The 18,881-nt window shown below is 58.8% G+C and carries 18 protein-coding genes; 12 read left to right on the top strand and 6 right to left on the bottom strand.

Annotation, left to right across the window (positions count from 1 at the left end; translation table 11 throughout):
• Positions 1–135: 135 nt before the first annotated feature.
• Positions 136–1,332: an IS256 family transposase gene (locus ACQKP1_RS24960; protein ID WP_427277414.1), complete on the bottom strand. Its 1,197-nt coding sequence runs from the start codon at positions 1,330–1,332 to the stop codon at positions 136–138.
• A gap of 346 nt (positions 1,333–1,678) precedes the next feature.
• On the opposite strand from ACQKP1_RS24960, the gene ACQKP1_RS24955 reads away from it, so the two are divergent.
• From ACQKP1_RS24955 to ACQKP1_RS24940, 4 genes are all read left to right on the top strand, one after another.
• Positions 1,679–1,930, top strand: a complete 252-nt coding sequence (locus tag ACQKP1_RS24955; RefSeq protein ID WP_427277416.1) for a FitA-like ribbon-helix-helix domain-containing protein — start codon at positions 1,679–1,681, stop codon at positions 1,928–1,930.
• Entirely contained in the window at positions 1,927–2,358 is a 432-nt protein-coding gene (locus ACQKP1_RS24950; RefSeq protein ID WP_427277413.1) for a type II toxin-antitoxin system VapC family toxin, read from the top strand. The genes ACQKP1_RS24955 and ACQKP1_RS24950 overlap by 4 nt, the downstream gene beginning before the upstream one ends.
• Before the next feature lie 239 nt (positions 2,359–2,597).
• On the top strand, positions 2,598–2,906 hold the full coding sequence (locus ACQKP1_RS24945) for an MOFRL family protein (protein WP_427277412.1): 309 nt from the start codon (positions 2,598–2,600) through the stop codon (positions 2,904–2,906).
• Between the two features lie 1,102 nt (positions 2,907–4,008).
• Positions 4,009–4,317, top strand: a complete 309-nt coding sequence (locus tag ACQKP1_RS24940) for a DUF736 domain-containing protein (protein WP_006724080.1) — start codon at positions 4,009–4,011, stop codon at positions 4,315–4,317.
• Positions 4,318–4,714: 397 nt separating this feature from the next.
• Here ACQKP1_RS24940 and ACQKP1_RS24935 read toward each other — a convergent pair whose 3' ends face one another.
• The 4 genes from ACQKP1_RS24935 to traC all read right to left on the bottom strand — a co-directional run bounded on the left by ACQKP1_RS24935 (position 4,715) and on the right by traC (position 7,670).
• Positions 4,715–4,993: a WGR domain-containing protein gene (locus ACQKP1_RS24935; RefSeq protein WP_427277411.1), complete on the bottom strand. Its 279-nt coding sequence runs from the start codon at positions 4,991–4,993 to the stop codon at positions 4,715–4,717.
• A 269-nt stretch (positions 4,994–5,262) separates the two neighbouring features.
• Positions 5,263–7,167: a Ti-type conjugative transfer system protein TraG gene (gene traG, locus ACQKP1_RS24930; RefSeq protein ID WP_427277410.1), complete on the bottom strand. Its 1,905-nt coding sequence runs from the start codon at positions 7,165–7,167 to the stop codon at positions 5,263–5,265.
• Positions 7,154–7,369 carry a type IV conjugative transfer system coupling protein TraD gene (gene traD / locus ACQKP1_RS24925; protein WP_427277409.1) on the bottom strand — a complete coding sequence of 72 codons (216 nt, stop codon included), beginning with the start codon at positions 7,367–7,369 and terminating at the stop codon, positions 7,154–7,156. Before traD ends, traG begins: the two co-directional genes overlap by 14 nt.
• A 4-nt stretch (positions 7,370–7,373) precedes the next feature.
• Positions 7,374–7,670: a conjugal transfer protein TraC gene (gene traC, locus ACQKP1_RS24920; protein ID WP_427277408.1), complete on the bottom strand. Its 297-nt coding sequence runs from the start codon at positions 7,668–7,670 to the stop codon at positions 7,374–7,376.
• A gap of 249 nt (positions 7,671–7,919) precedes the next feature.
• On the opposite strand from traC, the gene traA reads away from it, so the two are divergent.
• The 3 genes from traA to ACQKP1_RS24905 are packed head-to-tail and all read left to right on the top strand — an operon-like array spanning position 7,920 to position 12,953.
• Complete coding sequence (traA, locus tag ACQKP1_RS24915; protein ID WP_427277407.1) at positions 7,920–11,228, top strand: Ti-type conjugative transfer relaxase TraA; 3,309 nt, start codon at positions 7,920–7,922, stop codon at positions 11,226–11,228.
• Positions 11,225–11,791 carry a conjugative transfer signal peptidase TraF gene (traF, locus tag ACQKP1_RS24910; RefSeq protein ID WP_427277406.1) on the top strand — a complete coding sequence of 189 codons (567 nt, stop codon included), beginning with the start codon at positions 11,225–11,227 and terminating at the stop codon, positions 11,789–11,791. Before traA ends, traF begins: the two co-directional genes overlap by 4 nt.
• Positions 11,781–12,953 carry a conjugal transfer protein TraB gene (locus tag ACQKP1_RS24905; RefSeq protein ID WP_427277405.1) on the top strand — a complete coding sequence of 391 codons (1,173 nt, stop codon included), beginning with the start codon at positions 11,781–11,783 and terminating at the stop codon, positions 12,951–12,953. Before traF ends, ACQKP1_RS24905 begins: the two co-directional genes overlap by 11 nt.
• A 54-nt stretch (positions 12,954–13,007) precedes the next feature.
• Here ACQKP1_RS24905 and ACQKP1_RS24900 read toward each other — a convergent pair whose 3' ends face one another.
• Positions 13,008–13,712 (bottom strand): LuxR family transcriptional regulator, encoded by a 705-nt coding sequence (locus tag ACQKP1_RS24900; protein ID WP_427277404.1) that lies wholly within the window; start codon positions 13,710–13,712, stop codon positions 13,008–13,010.
• Between the two features lie 318 nt (positions 13,713–14,030).
• On the opposite strand from ACQKP1_RS24900, the gene ACQKP1_RS24895 reads away from it, so the two are divergent.
• From ACQKP1_RS24895 to ACQKP1_RS24875, 5 genes are all read left to right on the top strand, one after another.
• Complete coding sequence (locus tag ACQKP1_RS24895) at positions 14,031–15,077, top strand: ABC transporter substrate-binding protein (RefSeq protein ID WP_427277403.1); 1,047 nt, start codon at positions 14,031–14,033, stop codon at positions 15,075–15,077.
• Between the two features lie 4 nt (positions 15,078–15,081).
• Positions 15,082–15,984, top strand: coding sequence for an ABC transporter permease (locus tag ACQKP1_RS24890; protein WP_427277402.1), 903 nt, complete (start codon positions 15,082–15,084; stop codon positions 15,982–15,984).
• Positions 15,981–16,784, top strand: coding sequence for an ABC transporter permease (locus ACQKP1_RS24885; RefSeq protein WP_427277401.1), 804 nt, complete (start codon positions 15,981–15,983; stop codon positions 16,782–16,784). Before ACQKP1_RS24890 ends, ACQKP1_RS24885 begins: the two co-directional genes overlap by 4 nt.
• Complete coding sequence (locus ACQKP1_RS24880; RefSeq protein WP_427277400.1) at positions 16,781–17,866, top strand: ABC transporter ATP-binding protein; 1,086 nt, start codon at positions 16,781–16,783, stop codon at positions 17,864–17,866. Before ACQKP1_RS24885 ends, ACQKP1_RS24880 begins: the two co-directional genes overlap by 4 nt.
• Before the next feature lie 140 nt (positions 17,867–18,006).
• Positions 18,007–18,873 (top strand): TauD/TfdA dioxygenase family protein, encoded by an 867-nt coding sequence (locus ACQKP1_RS24875; protein ID WP_427277399.1) that lies wholly within the window; start codon positions 18,007–18,009, stop codon positions 18,871–18,873.
• Positions 18,874–18,881: the final 8 nt, after the last annotated feature.

Raw genomic sequence — 18,881 nt, 5'->3', positions numbered from 1 at the left:
AGCTTCGGCACACTGGCCACAGTTGACAAGGGACAGTGTGGAGAGCCGCCGCCTAGAAGGCTAGGCCCTGAGCGATTACGCTATGTGGTGTAGCTCCGGCGCTGGCCGTGCCTTCCGGACAAAGCCGGGAATTGATCAGCTTGCGGCTGGCAGGCTGATAAGTGGATCATCGCTCATTGCTGCTATGGTCTCAAGTGTCATGTAGCGGGATCGCTGAACGGCCCACTCGTCGTTTTGCTCGAGCAGCAGCGCCCCAACGAGCCTGACGATGGCATCGTCGTTGGGGAAGATGCCGACGACTTCTGTGCGTCGCTTGATCTCGCCGTTGAGACGCTCGATCGGATTTGTGGAATGAAGCTTTGCCCAGTGCTGCCTGGGAAAGGTCATGTAGGCGAGCACGTCCTGCTCGGCGCTATCCATCAGCGTGGCGAGTTTCGGCACCTTCGGCCTGATCTGGTCGGCGACATTGCGCCATTGGGTGCTTGCCGCCTCCGGGGTGTCCAGGGCAAAGGCCGTGGCGATGAAGGCGGAGACGACACGCCGTCCGCTCTTGCCCGCATGAGCGAGGGCATTGCGCATGAAGTGAACCCTGCACCTCTGCCATGTGGCGGAAAGCACCTTCGATACGGCTGCCTTGATGCCCTCGTGTGCATCGGAGACCACGAGCTTGACGCCGCGCAGGCCCCGTCTGGTCAGCTTGCGTAGGAACTCGGTCCAGATCGCTTCTGCCTCGGATGTGCCTATTTCCATGCCGAGCACCTCGCGCCGGCCGTCAGTGTTCACACCCACGGCGATGATGACCGCTACCGAGACAATACGACCGCCGCGACGAACCTTCAGGTAGGTGGCATCGATCCAGAGATATGGCCACTCGCCCTCGATAGGGCGGTCGAGGAAGGCTTTGACCTTGTCATCGATCTCTTCGCAGAGCCGCGATACCTGGCTCTTGGAGATGCCCGACATGCCCATCGCCTTGACGAGATCATCGACGGATCGGGTCGAAACGCCTTGGATGTAAGCCTCTTGAATGACTGCCGTCAGAGCCTTCTCGGCCATTCGGCGCGGTTCTAGGAAACTCGGGAAGTAGCTGCCTGTGCGAAGCTTGGGAATGCGCAGTTCGACGGTTCCTGCTCGTGTCTCCCAGTCTCGATCGCGGTAGCCGTTGCGCTGGGCAAGTCGGAAGCTGTTCTTCTCGCCATAGCCCGCGCCGGTCTTCGCACTCACTTCCAGCGCCATCAGCTTCTCGGCAGCAAAGCCGATCATCTCGCGCAGCAAATCTGCATCAGCGCTCTTCTCAACGAGTGAGCGCAGGTTCATCATGTCGTCGGTCATCGGTGGTGTCCCTCAGGTTGGCTCTAAGCAACCCGACCCTACCGGAAAACACTGGTGACCACCGCTACGCCGCCCGCTCCCTACAGCACATTGGAGGGCGCGCTCGCGAGCGGCTTCGCTACCAACCAGCTACACCACGCGCCGGGACACGATCAATGCGCACCTGAGCTCAGCGCTTCGTGAGGTCCATATTTAAAGGTTACGCCGTACAGAAAGTGCCACGAACTTTAAACCGTTAAAGGAAAATCGGCTCTGTTTTCCCTCCGAACTCTCCGAAAGCTACTTGAGCAATGATATCACGACTGCTAACGTGATATCACGTTGTTGGCTAGATGAGGTTACAAGGATGCCAGCAGTTACCATCCGGAATCTTTCTGACGAAATCCACCGCGCTCTGCGTGTGAGAGCGGCTCACCATGGCCGGAGCACTGAGGCGGAAATTCGTGACATCCTCGAGGCCGCGGTTCGCCCGTCTCAGCGCGTAAAGCTCGGGTCATTGCTCGTGAACATCGGTCGGGAGGCCGACCTGTCAGACAGGGATGTTGAAGCTCTGCAAGAGCGCGACAAGGCGCCAGCTGAACCGATAAATTTCGAATGATCTTGTTAGACACCAACGTGATATCAGAGCCGTGGAAGCCGGCCCCTTCTGCAGATGTTGTGGCATGGCTGGATGCCCAGGCAATCGAAACGCTCTTTATCTCTGCGATATCAGTTGCGGAGCTTCGATTCGGCATCGCATCAATGTCTGTTGGGCGACGTCAATCCATCCTCCGCACCCGTTTCGAAGATGAGGTGCTGCCGCATTTTGTTGAGCGTGTTATGCCCATCACTCTAAGCACCTCGCGTTTCTACTCTGAACTGATGGCAGGCGCGCGATTATCCGGCAAAGCTATCGGTATGGCTGATGGATTGATTGCGGCTACTGCTGCAGAGAGGGGTTTAGTCGTGGCTACAAGAGACACAAGCCCGTTCAAAGCGGCTGGATTGAAAGTTATCAATCCGTGGAATGGTGGAAACTTCGGTTAAGAGGCCGTAGGTTCAGATCCTGTCAAGAGCGTAGAAGGAGCCGGGCCAAACGCCTCTGCGACAGGTCTGTGGATCGTCAGCCCGTTGCTACGTGTCTAGCGTGCAGAAGTAGCTTAGACATGCGCTACGAGGAAATCCGGGAACGCTCGCACACGGGCCGCTAAGTGATCAAGGCCCGCGAACGCCGCATGGGTCCGTTCAGAAGCGGCTGCGGCGCTCGCGAGAGACCCGGTTGCGACTTGCGCCTGCTCGGGGATGCGCTGGAAGGTCAGGCGCTGGAGGTGGCTGCAGCACAGGCGAAAAAGCTGGCCGTACAAATCGCCGGTCCCAATACGGAGTTCTGCCTTGCGCTTGCTTTGGCGCTGGACGGGGCCGAAGGGGTTCAGGCGCTGGCCTGTGATACAAGTAACTTCGTCGGCGCGGCTGAAGTGGCCGGCACCGTCATCGGCCCGAACGGCCTGAAGGATGCGGCCGACTGCACTTGCGATCCACGTCCGGCGCTTAAGCGCAACGACGCCCATTACCTTTTCGCAGCTCTGGATATCTAAGTCGTCACGGGCGCGCGGCTGACCAACGTCAGCGACTTTCGCGCTATTCCTTTTCGGAAAAGTTCCATAATGCATATTATGCGATTTTAGATAAGCAATTGATAAAAAACAATAATTAGGCTGCACGCTGGCGCCTCTCCAAACAGGATTCCGTTGCCATCCATTCAAAGCGGCCTAAAAACACGCCTCACTTGGTGCTCTGGCCATAGAGTGTCACAGGTTTTTGGGTCATGGAAACCTGGATCCCGTCGGAATAGCATCGGGCTTCCAATCATGCCGAAATGCAGCATGCGCATGGCTGCAGTGCACAATAAATGTTTTCCAAATGGTCAAAATTCAGGCATCATGCCTCGAGTTGATGCGCAAGACGGATTTCCTCCCAGTGCCGTCGCATCGACTGTTCCCCTCTGGAGGCTTTTGCCTTCAAAATTGACGGGCCGCGGCTTTATGCCGGCGGCCCTTTTTTTTGGCCAGTCTGCGGCTTCTCATGCGGCGGAAGTCTTGAGAATTCGATAGCTGCGACCCAGCAGTCAGGCGTGATCGTCATCGCCGTTGGCCGCCTCTTGACCGGCATTTCGCTGGTCCCTTTCCTGCAGAACCCGAAGACCAATTGCTATGTCAGTATCCAGACCGCCCCAGATCGACGGCTTTTGTGAATCGGGTTTGGGCTTTTCGCAAGAACTACGATACCGCACAGCACAAGCGGGGCAAGCAGGCCCGGCTTGACGGATCTCGTGCCCCCCAGCTTATGACGCAGTTCTGGAGCTTCAGAGGGGCTGGTGTGTCGAGGCTTTCATTTGCAAGGCCAGCGCGCTGTTGATCCTTGTCATGGCCCTTACGCAGTCTCAGGCGCCCATTCGCGGGCTCGATGAGGCATGTCTGACCGGAGAGCGGCTGCGCCTTGATCGTCTTCCCGCAACGGCCGGGTCCAGATTTCTTACCCCGTCAGGCTCCGCCTGCCTCCTCACCCACCAACAAATCTGTACCTTGCCGCCCTCCACTTCATTGCGGCCCTATAGGGTGCGGTCCGATCATCACCAGTCTTCGTGACAGCCATCGAGGCCGCGATGGGCGCGGCCCGAACACGAAAAGGAATAGGACAATGGCAATCATCGGCAACTTCACTGCAAACGAAACCGGCTTCACTGGCTCCATCCGCACTCTTGCCCTCAACGTCAAGGCACGCATTGCCCGCGTCGAGAACCCCTCCGACAAGGGCCCGCAGTTCCGCGTCTATGCCGGCAGCGTGGAATTCGGTGCAGCCTGGCAGAAGACGTCCGAACAAGGCCGCGACTACCTCTCGGTCAAGCTCGACGATCCGAGCTTTCCGGCCCCGATCTACGCAACGCTTGCTGAGGTCGAGGGCGAAGATGGCCTTCGGTTGATCTGGTCCAGGCAGAACCGGGATTGATCCACGGCATGAGGCCCCGCCCATCGGCGGGGCCTCATTGCAAATCCTGCGACCAGAGTGGAGTGCGACGCCCGTTCAAACGCCTCTTGGCTCGGCCATACACCACGAATTCGGGAGGGGTGGCGCCGAATGACCCGTCCCGTTTGAGAGGATTGGTTCCGGCGCTGGCAGTGCGGCGGCGATTAAGACGTTGGAAAAGGTGGCTCGGCGTTCCGGACCCGAGCTCGGCGACCGGGCGTCTTCCCGATCAGCTGGCCGATTGGCCAGAACTTCAAAGAGAGACGATCACTCTTAGCACGCGGGAAGATCTGCACTGAGGATGAGCTGGTCGCCAATGTCGCAGTCAGCTGGCAAACACCACACTCGCCCCGATGCAGATAGCTCTTCCCTGATCGATCTAGACGCGTTCTCGTCGAGCGATGTCTTTTTGACGTGCAACGGTGGAGTAGCCGCGGCCCTTCTTCCGACGCAGGAGATCGAGAAAGAGGATCACCGCTTCTCGTTCTGTTGCGAAATGATGGCTTATTGTTTGGCCGTTCGTTCCGATACGTCCCCAACGTCGCGTCAGGCACGCTTCGCCAAACAGATTTGGCTCGATGGACATGGCATAGAAGCGAGCCATGTTTTTCGTACGGTCGATTCTTTCGACATAGAGGTGATAGGCTTGAATGATCATGCTGGCATGATCGCGATTGGCGCATTTCCCGTCCAACGAGAGTTTTGAATCCGTCGACCGCGACTGATTCATTTTCGTGATGTCAGATGGGCTTCGGGCAGTTCTGCATAAGCATCAAAAACGCGGGGGCCGAATGGGCAAGAGGTGGCTCATCCGGACTGTCGTCGATCCCGGTCACGATCCCATTGCCCACGGAAGAACAGCCGTGGGGGCAAGCTGATGCAGCTGGATGGACAAAATGCGTCGGTCGCTGCGCCGGAAGACGGTGGCTATATCCCTGCCCTGCCTATGACGGCTTTCATATCTGGTCGCCGAAACCAGATGGCGCGGCCGCATCTCAGCGGCGGATTGCCGGCGGTGAAGACAATCTGCTCGTCCGCGCGCATCAGCAGAACTTCCTGGGGCTGTATCAACGGTCTGGGCGCCAGCTGCCTCGACCGTGTCCGCGATGATCCCCGCGGTTGGACGCTTCGACTGACCTGATCGACCTCGACCGTGGTCATGCCGCAGCGGCGAGATATGTATTCGGCAGTATCGGGGTCGTTGATGGCGGCAAAGCTGACCCAGCTGGCGCTCTCAAACCATTTGCTGGACGCGTCGCGCCCCCCATAGGTTTCGCGCAGCTGGCCGATCGACTGATAGATCATTGTGAGCGTTATGCCGTATTTTCGTCCGGCATCTCGCGCGGTCTCAAGGATGCGCATATAGCCAAGCCTTGCAATCTCATCGAGCAGGAAGAGGGCCCTTCCCTCTATTGCGCCATCGCGATTGTAGATTGCGTTCAAAAACGAGCCGATCACCACACGCGCCAAACCAGCATGGGTCTCCAGCGTTTTCAGGTCTATGTTGATGAAAACATCCGTGTTGCTCGAAGCGACGTCGCCTGTGCGAAACGTCGAGCCGGAGACCAAAGCTGCGTAGTTCGGATAGGAGAGCCAATGGGTTTCCTTGATGGCATTGGCATAGACGCCGGAAAAGGTTTCCGGCGTCATGTTGACGAAGGCGGCGACATTCTCTCTCACGAAGTCCGACCCGGAATTGTCGAAAATTTCCTGCAGGCGCTTGCGCAATTGCGGTTCGGGTTCAGCCAGATTGCTGCGGACCTGGCGGAGCGTCTGCTGTTCTTGCGGCGTGTGGCCCGACAGGCAGACATCGGCAATCATCGCGGTGAGAAGCTGCAGGCCGGACGAGCGGAAAAAGTCATCGCGGACGCCGCTTTCGCGACCGCTATCGCTCATGATCCAGGACGCGACCGATGCAATGTCTTCCTCCTTTGTACCACCGTATTGGCCAACCCAGTCGAGTGCATTGAATCCAGTTGTGGGACTGCGCGGATCCAGAATTCTGACCCGTCGGCCCGCCTGCTCACGATGTTTCGATACAAGGGGCGCGACTTCACGGGATGGGTCGAGCACGATGAGCGGACCGCCCCAGGTAAGGGCCGTCGGGATGGTTACGGATGTCGTCTTGAACCCGCCTGATCCGGCAAAGATGATGCCGTGGGAAGAGCCAAACGATCCGTCGAAGCACAGGAGCGGAGACATGCCACCGGCGCCCCATGTCTCCTTGTCGTCGGCACGAAACGAGATGGCGGCCACGCTGTCACGATCAACGCGATACCGCTCGCCAATCACGATGCCGCCGGTGTCGGGCAAGAGCTTCTGAGCGTTGGATAGCTTCATCCAGTCAGCCTCGCCGTGAAGGGCACGCTTGCCAGAGACACGCCTGGGCGAAGCATGCTTGAAGGCGGCGTTGCCGCGCAGCGCCACCCGCGCGGCAAAGCACCCGGACATGAGTGCCGCAGTCGCGCCGACCATGGTCGCCGGATCAACATGCAATAACGCGGATTGTCCCGCTGGCAGCTGTGAAGAGAGCATTGAAAGGCGTCCGCCTTCTCTCAGGCTTGCCATCAAGAGCATCACGGCGTTTCCAATTGCCGCACCAGTTCCCCAGGCGCGAATGTTAGAGGCACCTGCCGCTGCAAACAGCAATGCAAGGCCGAGGGACGCCGCTGTAAGGTAAGGGGCCGCGATACCAATGCGCTCCAGGATACGCTGAGCCTTTTCCGTCGTCCCGAACCCGGCAATCCAGGTCTCGATACCCGTCATCGAAAAGAACACAGCACAAATGAGCGCCGCGGGCATAATGACAAGAGCAATCCTATTGGCCGTCATGTCCGAACGCCTTTACGCCAATCGCGGTCAATCTTGCGCGCTCGCGCTCGTCGGACTTCAATCGCTCGTTCAGCTCGATGAGCGCGCCGAGTAGAAGCGCACGTTTTTCGAGCCGCAGACCGGCTTTGACGATCAGGCCGCCGAGCTCGATCTTGTCGCGCGTATCTTTCTTCCGGGCCGCAGACGTTTCTCCTCTTTTCATTCGCTCAAGCCTCGTCAAGGCGGCCTGAAGCCGGGCCAGTCGCGATCGTCTCGGGCTGCCCCCTACCCGCTCCGCTCTGGTCGGCGCCTTTCCGTCCAATGGCGCTCGGCTTGCCCGCATGAAACCTTTTCGCCAGATCTTCAAATGCCGCCTGAAGCGCGGTTTCGTCGATCTCAATGTCGCCGAGTCCTGCCCGAACTGCGATGCGTCCGATACGTTCGGCTTCGCGGGTCTCTGCGGTCTTCAGCTGTTCCTGGAGCTTCGCGATCTCCTGGCGGATTTTCGAAGATGGCTTTTTCATCTCGTCGTTTCCCTTTCTCGGACACTGATGTTGCGAGACAGAGATTCGCAGAGCGTCGTGCCGAACGCACTACTGTGAATCCTCCAATCGCCAGAGGTGGGATTTTTGTGAATGATCCCAGCCGTTCGAAGGACGGCTTCAAGGGCGCAATTATACGTCGCTGTCGCGACCCACTGCTCTTGGCTTGCGGCGCGGCCGCCCGTCTCTCGCAAACAGTTGGTTCATCCGGTTGCTGGAGCGCATTGAGCAATGGTCGTCCCGCATCTCTCCGTCAGCATCGTTGCCCGGGGCTCCGGTCGCAGTGCTGTCCTGTCAGCCGCGTATCGGCACTGCGCCAAGATGGGCTATGAGCGCGAAGCCCGGACGATCGATTACACCCGCAAGCAGGGTTTGTTGCATGAGGAATTCAGTATCCCGGTCGAAGCGCCGGAATGGCTTCGTCGCATGGTCGCTGATCGATCGGTCGCACGGGCGTCGGAAGCCTTCTGGAACCGCGTGGAAGACTTCGAGAAGCGCTCGGATGCGCAGCTCGCCAAGGATGTAACAATCGCTCTTCCGATCGAGCTATCGGCGGCACAGAACATTGAGCTCGTCCGTGATTTTGTAGCCAAGCACATCACTGCCCGGGGCATAGTGGCTGACTGGGTCTTTCATGATGTGCGTGAAAATCCCCACGTCCATTTGATGACGACGCTCCGTCCTTTGACCGAGGAAGGATTCGGCTCGAAGAAGGTGCCTGTCACCGGACCCAACGGCAAGGTTCAGCGCAACGATTGCGGCAAGATCGTCTATGCGCTTTGGGCCGGGGGTATCGAGGATTTCAACGCATTCCGAGATGGCTGGTTCGCATGCCAGAACCGGCATCTGGCGCTTGCCGGGCTCGATGTCAGGGTTGACGGTCGCGCCTTCGAAAAGCAGGGGATCGAGCTTGCGCCGACGATTCATCTCGGCGTTGGCGCGAAGGCAATCGAGCGCAAAGCAGGACTGGAGGGAGAGGCAGCCGCACTGGAGCGTCTGCAGTGGCAGAAAGAGCGTCGTCTTGAAAACGCGCGGCGGATCGAGCGCAATCCTGCCCTCGTCCTTGATCTGATCACCCGAGAAAAGAGTGTCTTTGCCGAAGGCGATATTGCCAGGATCCTCAATCGTTATATCGACGATGCCAGCCTCTTCCAGAACCTGATGGTGCGCATCTTCGAACACCCGGAAACCTTGCGGCTGGACCGGGAGCGGATCGATTTTGCAACGGGTGTGCGATCGCCGACGAAATATACGACACGGGCGTTGATCCGTCTGGAAGCGGAGATGGCCAACAAGGCGATCTGGCTTTCTCAACAAACTTCGCATGGCGTGCGCAGGCCCTTGCTCGAGGCCACATTTGCGCGCCACGAACAGCTCTCGGATGAGCAGAAAGCTGCCATCGAAGATGTTGCTGGAGCCAGGCACATTGCTGCCGTGATCGGTCGTGCAGGGGCTGGTAAGACAACGATGATGAAGGCCGCGCGTGAGGTGTGGGAAGCCGCCGAGTATCGGGTTGTCGGTGCGGCCCTCGCCGGCAAGGCGGCAGAGGGTTTGGAGAGGGAAGCGGGCATTTCCTCCCGCACTCTGTCCTCTTGGGAGCTCCAATGGAGCAAAGGCCGCGGCCAGCTCGACAACAACACCATTTTTGTCTTGGACGAGGCCGGTATGGTGTCGTCGCGACAGATGGCAAGGTTTGTGGATGTCGTCGTGAGGTCAGGTGCCAAGCTCGTCCTCGTCGGCGATCCTGAACAGCTTCAGCCCATCGAGGCGGGTGCCGCCTTTCGTTCTATTGCCGATCGAATTGGGCACACAGAACTCGAAACCATCTATCGCCAGCGTCAGCCATGGATGCGGGAGGCTTCACTCGATCTCGCGCGCGGCAATGTTGGCAAGGCCGTCGAAGCCTATGAGGCTCGCGGGAAGATGATCGGGGCTGAGTTGAAGGCTGATGCGATCACCAATCTCATTTCCGATTGGGACCGTGACTACGATCAAGCCAAGTCGACCTTGATCCTGGCGCATCTTCGTCGCGATGTCCGCATGCTGAACGAACTGGCGCGTGCCAGGCTGATTGAGCGCGGCGTCATCGAGGCTGGTTTTCAGTTCAAGACGGCCGATGGTGTCAGGCGGTTTGCAGCCGGTGAGCAGATCGTCCTCCTCAAAAATGAGGGGTCGCTTGGCGTCAAGAATGGCATGCTGGCAAAAGTCGTGGAAGCGGGGCCCGGGCGGCTTGTGGCGGAGATCGGCGAAGGTGAGCACCGCGCCCAAGTCTTGGTCGAACAGCGCTTCTATAACAATGTCGACCACGGCTATGCGACGACCATTCACAAAGCCCAGGGCGCGACAGTCGACCGGGTCAAGGTGCTGGCATCTCTCTCGCTTGATCGCCACCTGACCTATGTCGCCATGACACGTCACCGCGAGGATCTCGACGTCTATTATGGCCGTCGATCCTTCGCAAAGGCGGGCGGATTGGTCGAAACCCTTTCGCGCAAGAATGCGAAGGAAACGACGCTCGATTATGCCGGCGGCAGCATCTACCGTCAGGCGCTGCGTTTCGCTGAAATTCGTGGGCTTCATATCGCCCAGGTCGCCAGGACCATCGCGCGTGATCGTCTGGCATGGACGATACGCCAGAAAGACAGGCTCTTCGCGCTCACCGGCCGGCTTGCGGTCATCACAACGCGGCTCGGTGTTTCGCCCCCGATCGGCAAGACGGCTTACCCTGCAGCTGAGAAGGTGAACCCGATGGTGGCCGGGATCTCCATTTTTCCAAAGTCGATCGATGAGGCTGTCGAGGAAAAGCTTGGCGCTGATCCGGCTCTCAAGAGGCAATGGGAAGAGGTCTCGATGCGCTTCACCTATGTCTATGCGCAACCCGAAGCGGCATTCAATGCGGTGAATGTCGATGCGATGCTAAACGACCGGGCAATGGCGGCAAAGACGATTTCAAGGCTCGCTGCTGAACCTGAGGCGTTTGGTGCGCTCAAGGGCAAGACCGGTGTTTTCGCCAGCCGGGCCAATAAATCGGACCGGGCTCGAGCGCTCCAGAATGTGACGCCGCTGGCCGAAAGCCTGAAGGACTATCTGCGTCAGCGTGGCGCCGCCGAAAAGAGATACCGCGACGAGGAACTGGCAGTTCGCAGGCAGGTCGCAATTGACATACCTGCCCTATCGACCCGAGCGGCAAGCGTGCTGGAGCGCATCCGTGACGCCATCGACCAAAACGATCTGCCGGCGGCTCTCAAGCATGCGTCGGGCGATGGAAACGTAAAAGCCGAACTCGAGGCATTTGTCGAGGCAATCTCGAAGCGCTTCGGGGAGCGAACATTCCTGCCGATTTCCGCAAAAGACGCCAGCGGTGCGGTGTATCGGCGCATAACGTCGGACATGAACGCGGCGCAAAGGAGCGAGGTCGCGCAAGCCTGGAACAGCATGCGGACGGCTCAGCAGCTGTGGACCCATCAGGGAACGGTGACGGCGCTGAACAAGGCCGAGGCCATGCGTCGGACGAAATCACAAGGGCTCGGGCTCAAATGACGGAGGCGAGGAAGACGGTGACACCGGTTTGGTGCGGCCGCCGCCGCGCGTTGGTATTGCTGTGGGCCGTTGTGGCGACGATGCTTGCTGGCATAATTGGTCTTGGCGCCTCAGGGTTCAGGATCAATCTCACCCCGAGTGAAGCCCTTGGCGTCTGGCGCATCCTGCCGCTCAATCGCAAGGTCGAGATCGATGACCTTGTCTTCGTGTGCGTGCCAGTGACCGACGCCATGCGCGCGGCGCTTAAGCGTGGCTATCTTCGCCGGGGTCTGTGTGCCGGCGGCTTCGCGCCGCTGATCAAGACGGTCGTTGCGAGATCGGGTCAGCACATCGAGATCGAGGATCTGGTTCGCATTGACGGCCGGGTCCTCCTGCACTCAAGACTTCAACCAAGAGACGCTCGAGGCCGGCAACTGATGCCGTTTGCCGGCGGTACAATCCCGCCTGGAACCGTCTATCTGCATTCGGATTTCCCGGCATCCTTCGACTCCCGGTATTTCGGGCCCGTTCCGGCCAACAATATTCTCGGCCTGGCGAAAAAGGTGTGGATCTATGCACCATGATCATCTGCGTGCATCTTCGCTTTTGCTGGGCTCGGTTGCGGCAGGGTGGCTCGGCTGGAGCGGCGACCTCCTCTCACTTCCGCTCGCAGCGAGTTTCCCGCTCCTCTGGTCGCATGCGAGAACGAGGGCGCAAGCGTTGACCGTTTCTGCCGCCTATTTCATGAGTGCGTCGCGGGGTCTGCCGCAGGGCGTTGCCAATTATTATGCGTCAGACATCTGGCCTGGTCTGCTCCTCTGGCTGATTGCTTCTACCGGCTTCGTACTGGTGCACACGGCGCTCTGGACCGATCGTCCTGGTTGGCGAAAACCACTTCGCTTCCTGATCGCCTGTGTGATCATGGCCGTTCCTCCCCTGGGAATACTGGGTTGGGCTCATCCGATCACGGCAGCGGGTGTTCTGTTTCCAGCCTGGGGTTGGTGGGGATTGCTGGCAATGACGCTCATTCTCTTGCTCATGACCATGCGAAATTGGCTTATAGCGGTGATTGTCTCTGCAGGATTTTGGCTCTCATCATCTGCTATCGCGACCGAGATCGCGCAGCCAGCTTTGTGGCACGGAATTGATCTGAAAATGGGTGTCTCGCTTGGTCGGGATCAAAGTCTGGAGCGGCATGGCGCCTTGATGGCAATCATTCGCCTCCCTGTCTCGCATCATGCCTCTCGTACCGGTGTCGTACTCCCGGAAAGTGCGCTTGGCTTCTGGACGCCGGCCATTGCTCGTCTGTGGCAAAGAGAGCTGTCAGGGACGGCGATCACAGTGATCGCTGGCACGGTGGTCGTTGACGCAGACGGCTACGACAATGTGCTGGTTTCGTTGAATGCGTCCGGCAGTGCCATTGTGTATCGTCAACGGATGCCGGTCCCTGGCTCGATGTGGCAGCCGTGGCTTAAGGTCCTTGGCGATCGAGGGGGCGCTCGGGCGCATTTCTTTGCCAACCCGGTCGTTCATGTCGACCATACAAGGATCGCCCCCTTGATGTGCTATGAACAACTCATCGTCTGGCCTGTCATTCATTCCATGCTGCATGATCCAGATTTGATTGTTGCGCCTGCCAATGTCTGGTGGACCCGTGGCACCTCGATCATGAATATTCAACGTGCGAGTGCCACGGCATGGGCGCGCCTCTTTGGCAAACCCCTCATCACGGCCTTCAACCAGTAGCCAAGATGAACTTCCGATATCAGTCGCGAACTCGGCGAGATTTCACTTGGATCGTCAGATGAGCTTCATGTCTTTTGCGTTTGCCACCAGTTGCGCGACCGTGGCTGCCCCGAGTTTAAAGCGTGCGGTGTCCAGATAGGACTGAACGGTCCGGTGCGACAGCTGCGTGAGTGTCCCCGTTTCGATGGCGGTTTTCCCCTTGGCTGCCCAGATCAGGCAGAGGCGTTCACGTGAAGACAACGGCCTGGCAGGAACTCGGGGCACGGGTTGTCGGAGCTCCTTCAGGCGGTGATGAAGCTCCATCAGAAGGGGGACGCCATCGCTCAATTCCAGGGTCCCAGGTCTCCAGTATTCGCTGCGAGAACTTGTGAAGCTCAAGATGAGCTGGCGGTCAAAACTCGTCCTGGCAGAGATCGCCAGGCCGTGGGTGATGCCGTGCTCAATGGCATCGCTCGCGAAATTGCGCAACTTGGTGTCCCTGGAATGAAGCCAGCCGGTGGCCGACCATATGAAGGTGCCACTGCTGCGTTTCGCCTGACGGACGACGGGGTCGAGGCAAGCAAGATCGTTTTTGAGATAAAGGTCCTGCCAGTCTGTTGGAAAGGTGCCGAAATAGTCTCGGCTGAACCCTTCAAGACCAAGATAGGCGTGATAGTCGAAACCATTACAGTTCGCAAAAGATGTCAGAGCTTGCGACAGGGCGCTGTCACAGACTGCTGCGTCCAGGCAGTCGAGAAGCATCCGAAACTGCATGACCATGGTCGACCCTTTCCTAAGGCAGCCTCGCGGAGCCAGTCGGCTCAGCGATGTTGGTTGGCCGGCAGAGTCTTCCACGAAATGATCCGTGTTTCGACGTGGCCATGAGGTGCAAATCTGCGCAATTGGGTAGCAGCCTTCGCCAGCTTGTCGACGTCTCCACTTCTTGGCACGGTTGCCAGAGTGGAGCATGACATGGCGGATATGGACGTGATCATTTGTTCTTTCACGACGATGAATCTGCCGCCTTCGATATTAGACCCCCTGTGCTCGCCGCTGCATCTTTTGGTTGGGAACAACCAGAAGAGAGCGAGAACTGCCATGGATATGCGACGTGTGATCGTCGGTCTTTTTCCGTTGATTGGTTTTGTGGGTGGTGCCGGTTCGGTGGCTGCGGATCAGCTCGTGCTGAACAGCTATGGCGGACCCTATGAGGAAATCATCCGTTCGCGGATTATCGAGCCGTTTGAAGCCGAGACGGGTATTCGTGTTGTGTATGATGCTGTCGGCTCATCCTCGCAGGATTATGCAAAAATCAAGGCAACGGGTGGCAAGCCAGGCTTCGATGTCGTCGTGATGACGGCCACCCAGGCTTTGCAGGGATGCAAGGACGGTCTGCTGGAAGAACTGCCGAGTGACGTGATCAAAGAACTGGCTCATCTGTCTTCACGTCTTGCGGACGCGGCCGGGCCTTGTGGCGCTGTGCATGAAGTCCAGTACATGTCGCTGCTCTATCGGACCGATCACATCGAGGGCGTACCGTCGTCATGGAGCCTGCTCCTCGATCCTGCCCTGTCGCGTCGGGTGATCCTGCCGACCTTTCAGAACGTCATGGCCGTCAATCTCCTTCAGGTGATGTCCGTCATGAATGGCGGCGGACTGGTCGACAATCTCGATCCAGGTTTTGCCGCCATGACTGCTATTGCGCGCCAGTCGATCGGCTTCGAGCAGTCCTCGGCACTGCTTGAAAGCTACATCAAGGACGGCTCGGTCTGGGCCATGCCGTTCTGGAACGGACGGGCGCAGCTGCTGGTGGATTCCGGTGCACCCGTGGATTATGTCCGGCCCTCGGAAGGCACGATCCCGTTGATTGCGACGCTCAGCGTGCCCGTCGGTGCTGAAAACAAGGAAGCGGCCTATCGCTTCATCAATTTCTTCCTTCGAAAATCCAGCCAGGAGGCCTGGGTCGCAGGCTATCGTGTCGGCAGCGCTCGCACGGATATTGATGTCCCTGACGAGCTTCGTGATCGCCAGATCACTGAGGCAGAGCTCGATCAACTGCATCTGCCCGACCTTTCCGTGATGGCCGAGCGCATGCCCGAATGGTCTCAGCGCTGGGACCGTGACGTCGTTCCGGCGGCGAGGTAATCCCATGGCCAATACTGTTTCTCTTGTCCTGCCGGCGAGGCATTCGCCGGCAGTCGGGCCAGCGCATATCTATCTTGCGCTCTCCCCTTCTGTTTTCATGCTGCTGATCTTCTTTGCGCTTCCCATGGGCATGATGATCGGGCTCAGTTTTACCGATCCGGTATCCGGTCTGCCGTCACTGGCGAGCTATCAGCGCTTCCTGACCGATGGGCTTTCGCTTCCTGGCATTCTTCGGACTGTGAGCATGTCGCTGTGCGTTGCGGTCTGCGTCACGGTGCTTGGCTATCCCGTTGCCTATTATCTGGCGCGGGCCAGGGGGCGGACGCGTGCGCTGGTCTTTGCTCTAGCGCTCGCACCCGAGCTTGCGGGTGTCGTTCTTCGCACCTATGGCTGGTTGATCATTCTGGAAGATCGCGGCTTCATCAATGATGCGCTTTTGCATCTTGGGCTGATTGCCTCTCCCCTGCCCTTGTCGAAGAACATGTTCGCGGTCGTCGTCGGCCTCACCCATGTGGTGCTGCCCTTCGGCATCCTGTCCCTGATGACCAGCATTCAGGGGATCGATCCCAATCTGGAACGGGCAGCGCAAGTGCTGGGTGCTTCGCGTGCAAGCGTCATGCGCCATATCGTGCTGCCGCTTTCCTTACCCGGCATCATCAGTTCACTGTTGATCGCCTTCACCATGGCAGCCAGTGCCTATGCCACCCCTGCCCTGCTGGGCGGTGCAGGCTTCAAGGTCATCGCCACGATGATCGCCGAGCAGGTGCTGTTTTATGTCAACTGGCCGTTTGCGGCCGTCATGGCCAACATACTTTTCTTGATGATGCTCGGGGTGTCCTATCTCGGGATCCGCTTTGAGGCACGTCGACGCTTGAGGCTGAGTGGCCGGGGAGGAGTGACCTCATGAACCGGGTTTCCAGTTTCCTGTTTTGGGTCGCGCTTGTGGCGGTGCTTGTCTTCATCACCTTGCCGATCATCGTTGTCCTTGCTGCCTCGTTCAGCCCGACCTCAGAGGTGACCCTCGATCCGCGCGACTGGACGCTTCGCTGGTATGCGGATCTCGTCCATCCACGCTGGCTTGAACCTTTCTGGCTGAGCGTCAAGATTGCCGTGATCGTCAGTGCGATCAGCGGATTGGCGGGACTTATGGCGGCCTACGCCATCGTTTTCGAGCGCTTCCCGAAGAGCGATGTCGTCATGTCCTTCCTCCTGTCACCGCTCTCTGTACCGCAGATCGTCAAGGGTGTGGCGGTTGTCCTGTTCATCTCGCAGCTTGGGTTGCAGCAGTTTCTCGGGACGGAAGCCCTGATTGCAGCTCATGTGGTCCTGACATTGCCCTTCGTCACCCGCATGGTGGCCGGATCGATCGCCAATTTCGACCGGGGGCTCGATCAGGCGGCCCAGATACTGGGTGCCGGTCGCTTTGATCGGTTGCGCTTTATCCTGCTGCCTCTGATCAAGCCGGGGCTTTTGTCGGGCGTCACCTTCGCCTTCATCATCTCCTTCAACAACATTCCACTGTCCGTCTTCCTGGTCCGGCCGGGAGACACCACGCTGCCGATCAAGGTGATCAATCACCTGGAATACAGCCTCGATCCGGTCATGGCGGCTGTCAATGTCGCCTCGATGATCTTCATCCTGGCGGCCATCTTCATTTTTGAGAAAATCGGCGGCTTTTCCGCCCAACTGCATGGGGGAAGCAAATGACTGCTCTCGACATCGAACTCCAGTCTGTCACCAAGTCCTATGGCGCAGTGCCCGTTGTCCGGGATCTCAGCCTTTCTGTCCCACGTGGTGAATTCGTCAGCATCCTGGGCCCGTCCGGCTGCGGCAAGACCACGACCCTCAACATGATCGCCGGCTTTGCGACGCCGTCTTCCGGGGACATCAGGATCCGCGGCAAGAGCCAGGTGCGCGTCTCGCCCGAGCACCGCAATATTGGCCTCGTCTTCCAGAATTATGCGCTTTTCCCGCATATGACAGTGGCCGAGAATGTTGGTTTCGGTCTCAAGATGCGCAAGGTGCCAAAGGTAGAGGTGGCGGGCCGCATCGCCGAGGCTTTGGAAAGCGTGCATCTCTCCGGTTATGCCGAGCGCTATCCCCGCGAGCTTTCCGGTGGCCAGCAGCAGCGCGTGGCCCTTGCGCGCGCGATTGCACCACGTCCCTCTGTTCTTCTTCTCGATGAGCCTTTGTCCAATCTCGACCTGAAGCTTCGCGAGGCCATGCGCATCGAATTGAAGGAGATCCAGGCTGCACTTGGCATGACCTTCGTCTACGTCACCCATGACCAGGAAGAGGCCATGGCCATGTCCGACCGGATTGTCGTGATGTGGGGCGGAGAAATCGCGCAAGAAGGGCGGCCAGGCGAGATCTACCGCAATCCGAAGTCGCGTTTCGTCGCGGATTTTATCGGGCGATCGAACCTGATCCCCTTTTCCTCCTGGAAGCCGTCCATGCACGGAACAGAGGTGATGCTCGATCACAGTGGGCTGACGTTGATTTCGGCGAAGAAGAAGGTGACGCCTGAGACCGGCTTTATCTGTATTCGTCCCGAAAATCTCCATCTGGTGACAGAGGCCGGCGCGCTCGCCGGGTGCGTAAACCGGCTTTCGGGGCGCTTGAGACGAATTGTCGATCTCGGCGCCCAATTGGAGCTTACGGTCGAATTGGCGCCCGGGCTTTCTGTCGCGCTTCTTCTGACCTCCTCTCAGACCGACGATCTGCCCGAGCTTGGCGCAGTGCTGCACATGGTGGTGGCGCCTGAGGATGTGCAGCTGCTTTCCCATTGAAATTGCAAATGATCGGCCGCACCAATCAATCGTGGCCGATCACTATTGGAGCGCCGGGCAAGCACCGGCCTAGGGTTTGACAACGGCTGGTTGCCGTGTCGGTTGAGGGCCTCCTCACCGCATCTCAAGGAGACAGGACCATGATGCTCAAGGAAAAGATCCACGCGACGCAAAACTCCACCAATGTCTGCGCCGAAGTCGAGGGATTCGATTTTCAGAATTATGATGACCGGGATATCGCGGAGCTGCGCCGGTTCTGGCTTGAATATGGTGTGCTGCGGTTCAAGCGCACGCAAATCAGCGACACCGATCAGGTTCGTTTCTCCCGTCATTTCGGGGACTTCGTCATCCATCCCAAGCAGTTGCAGGAAGGCGGGCATCCGACCCACCCCGAGATCCTCGTCATCTCGAACCAGATGAAGGACGGCAAGCCGAGCGGTGCACTCGGCAATAGCGAGGCCACCTGGCATACCGACACCTGGTTCTACGAGCGTCCGCCGGCCGGCGCCATCCTGCGGGCCATCCAGGTCCCGCCTTCAGGTGGAGACACCTACTTCCTGTCCACCTATCTCGCCTATGAGAGCCTGCCAGAGGCGCTGAAGAAGACCATCACGGGCCGGCAGATCTTCTTCCAGAATGTCTATGACAAGACCGGCAAGCTCCGCCTCAACAAGCAGGAGCCGACCAGCAAGGATTTCCGGGAATGGGATGGGGTGGTGCATCCGCTGGTCCGCATCCATGGCGAGACCGGACGCAAGGCGCTTTATCTCGGGGGCACGATCGAGGGCGCCTGGATCGTCGGCATGCCGCAGGACGAAAGCTTCAGCCTGCTCGAGGAGCTTTGGGCGCACACCACCGGCCAGGGCGACATCTTCATCCAGACTTGGGAGGCGGGCGACATCATGATGTGGGACAATCGCTGCACCATGCATCGGCGTGATGGCTTCGACCCCAATACGATCCGGATCATGCATCGCACGACCACCTCGGGCGAGCGCCCGGTCTGAGTGGCGAG

This window comes from Allorhizobium sp. NPDC080224, assembly GCF_050281005.1.
In the GTDB taxonomy this organism is placed as follows: Bacteria; Pseudomonadota; Alphaproteobacteria; order Rhizobiales; family Rhizobiaceae; genus Allorhizobium.
This window is presented reverse-complemented; position numbering and strand designations above follow the sequence as displayed.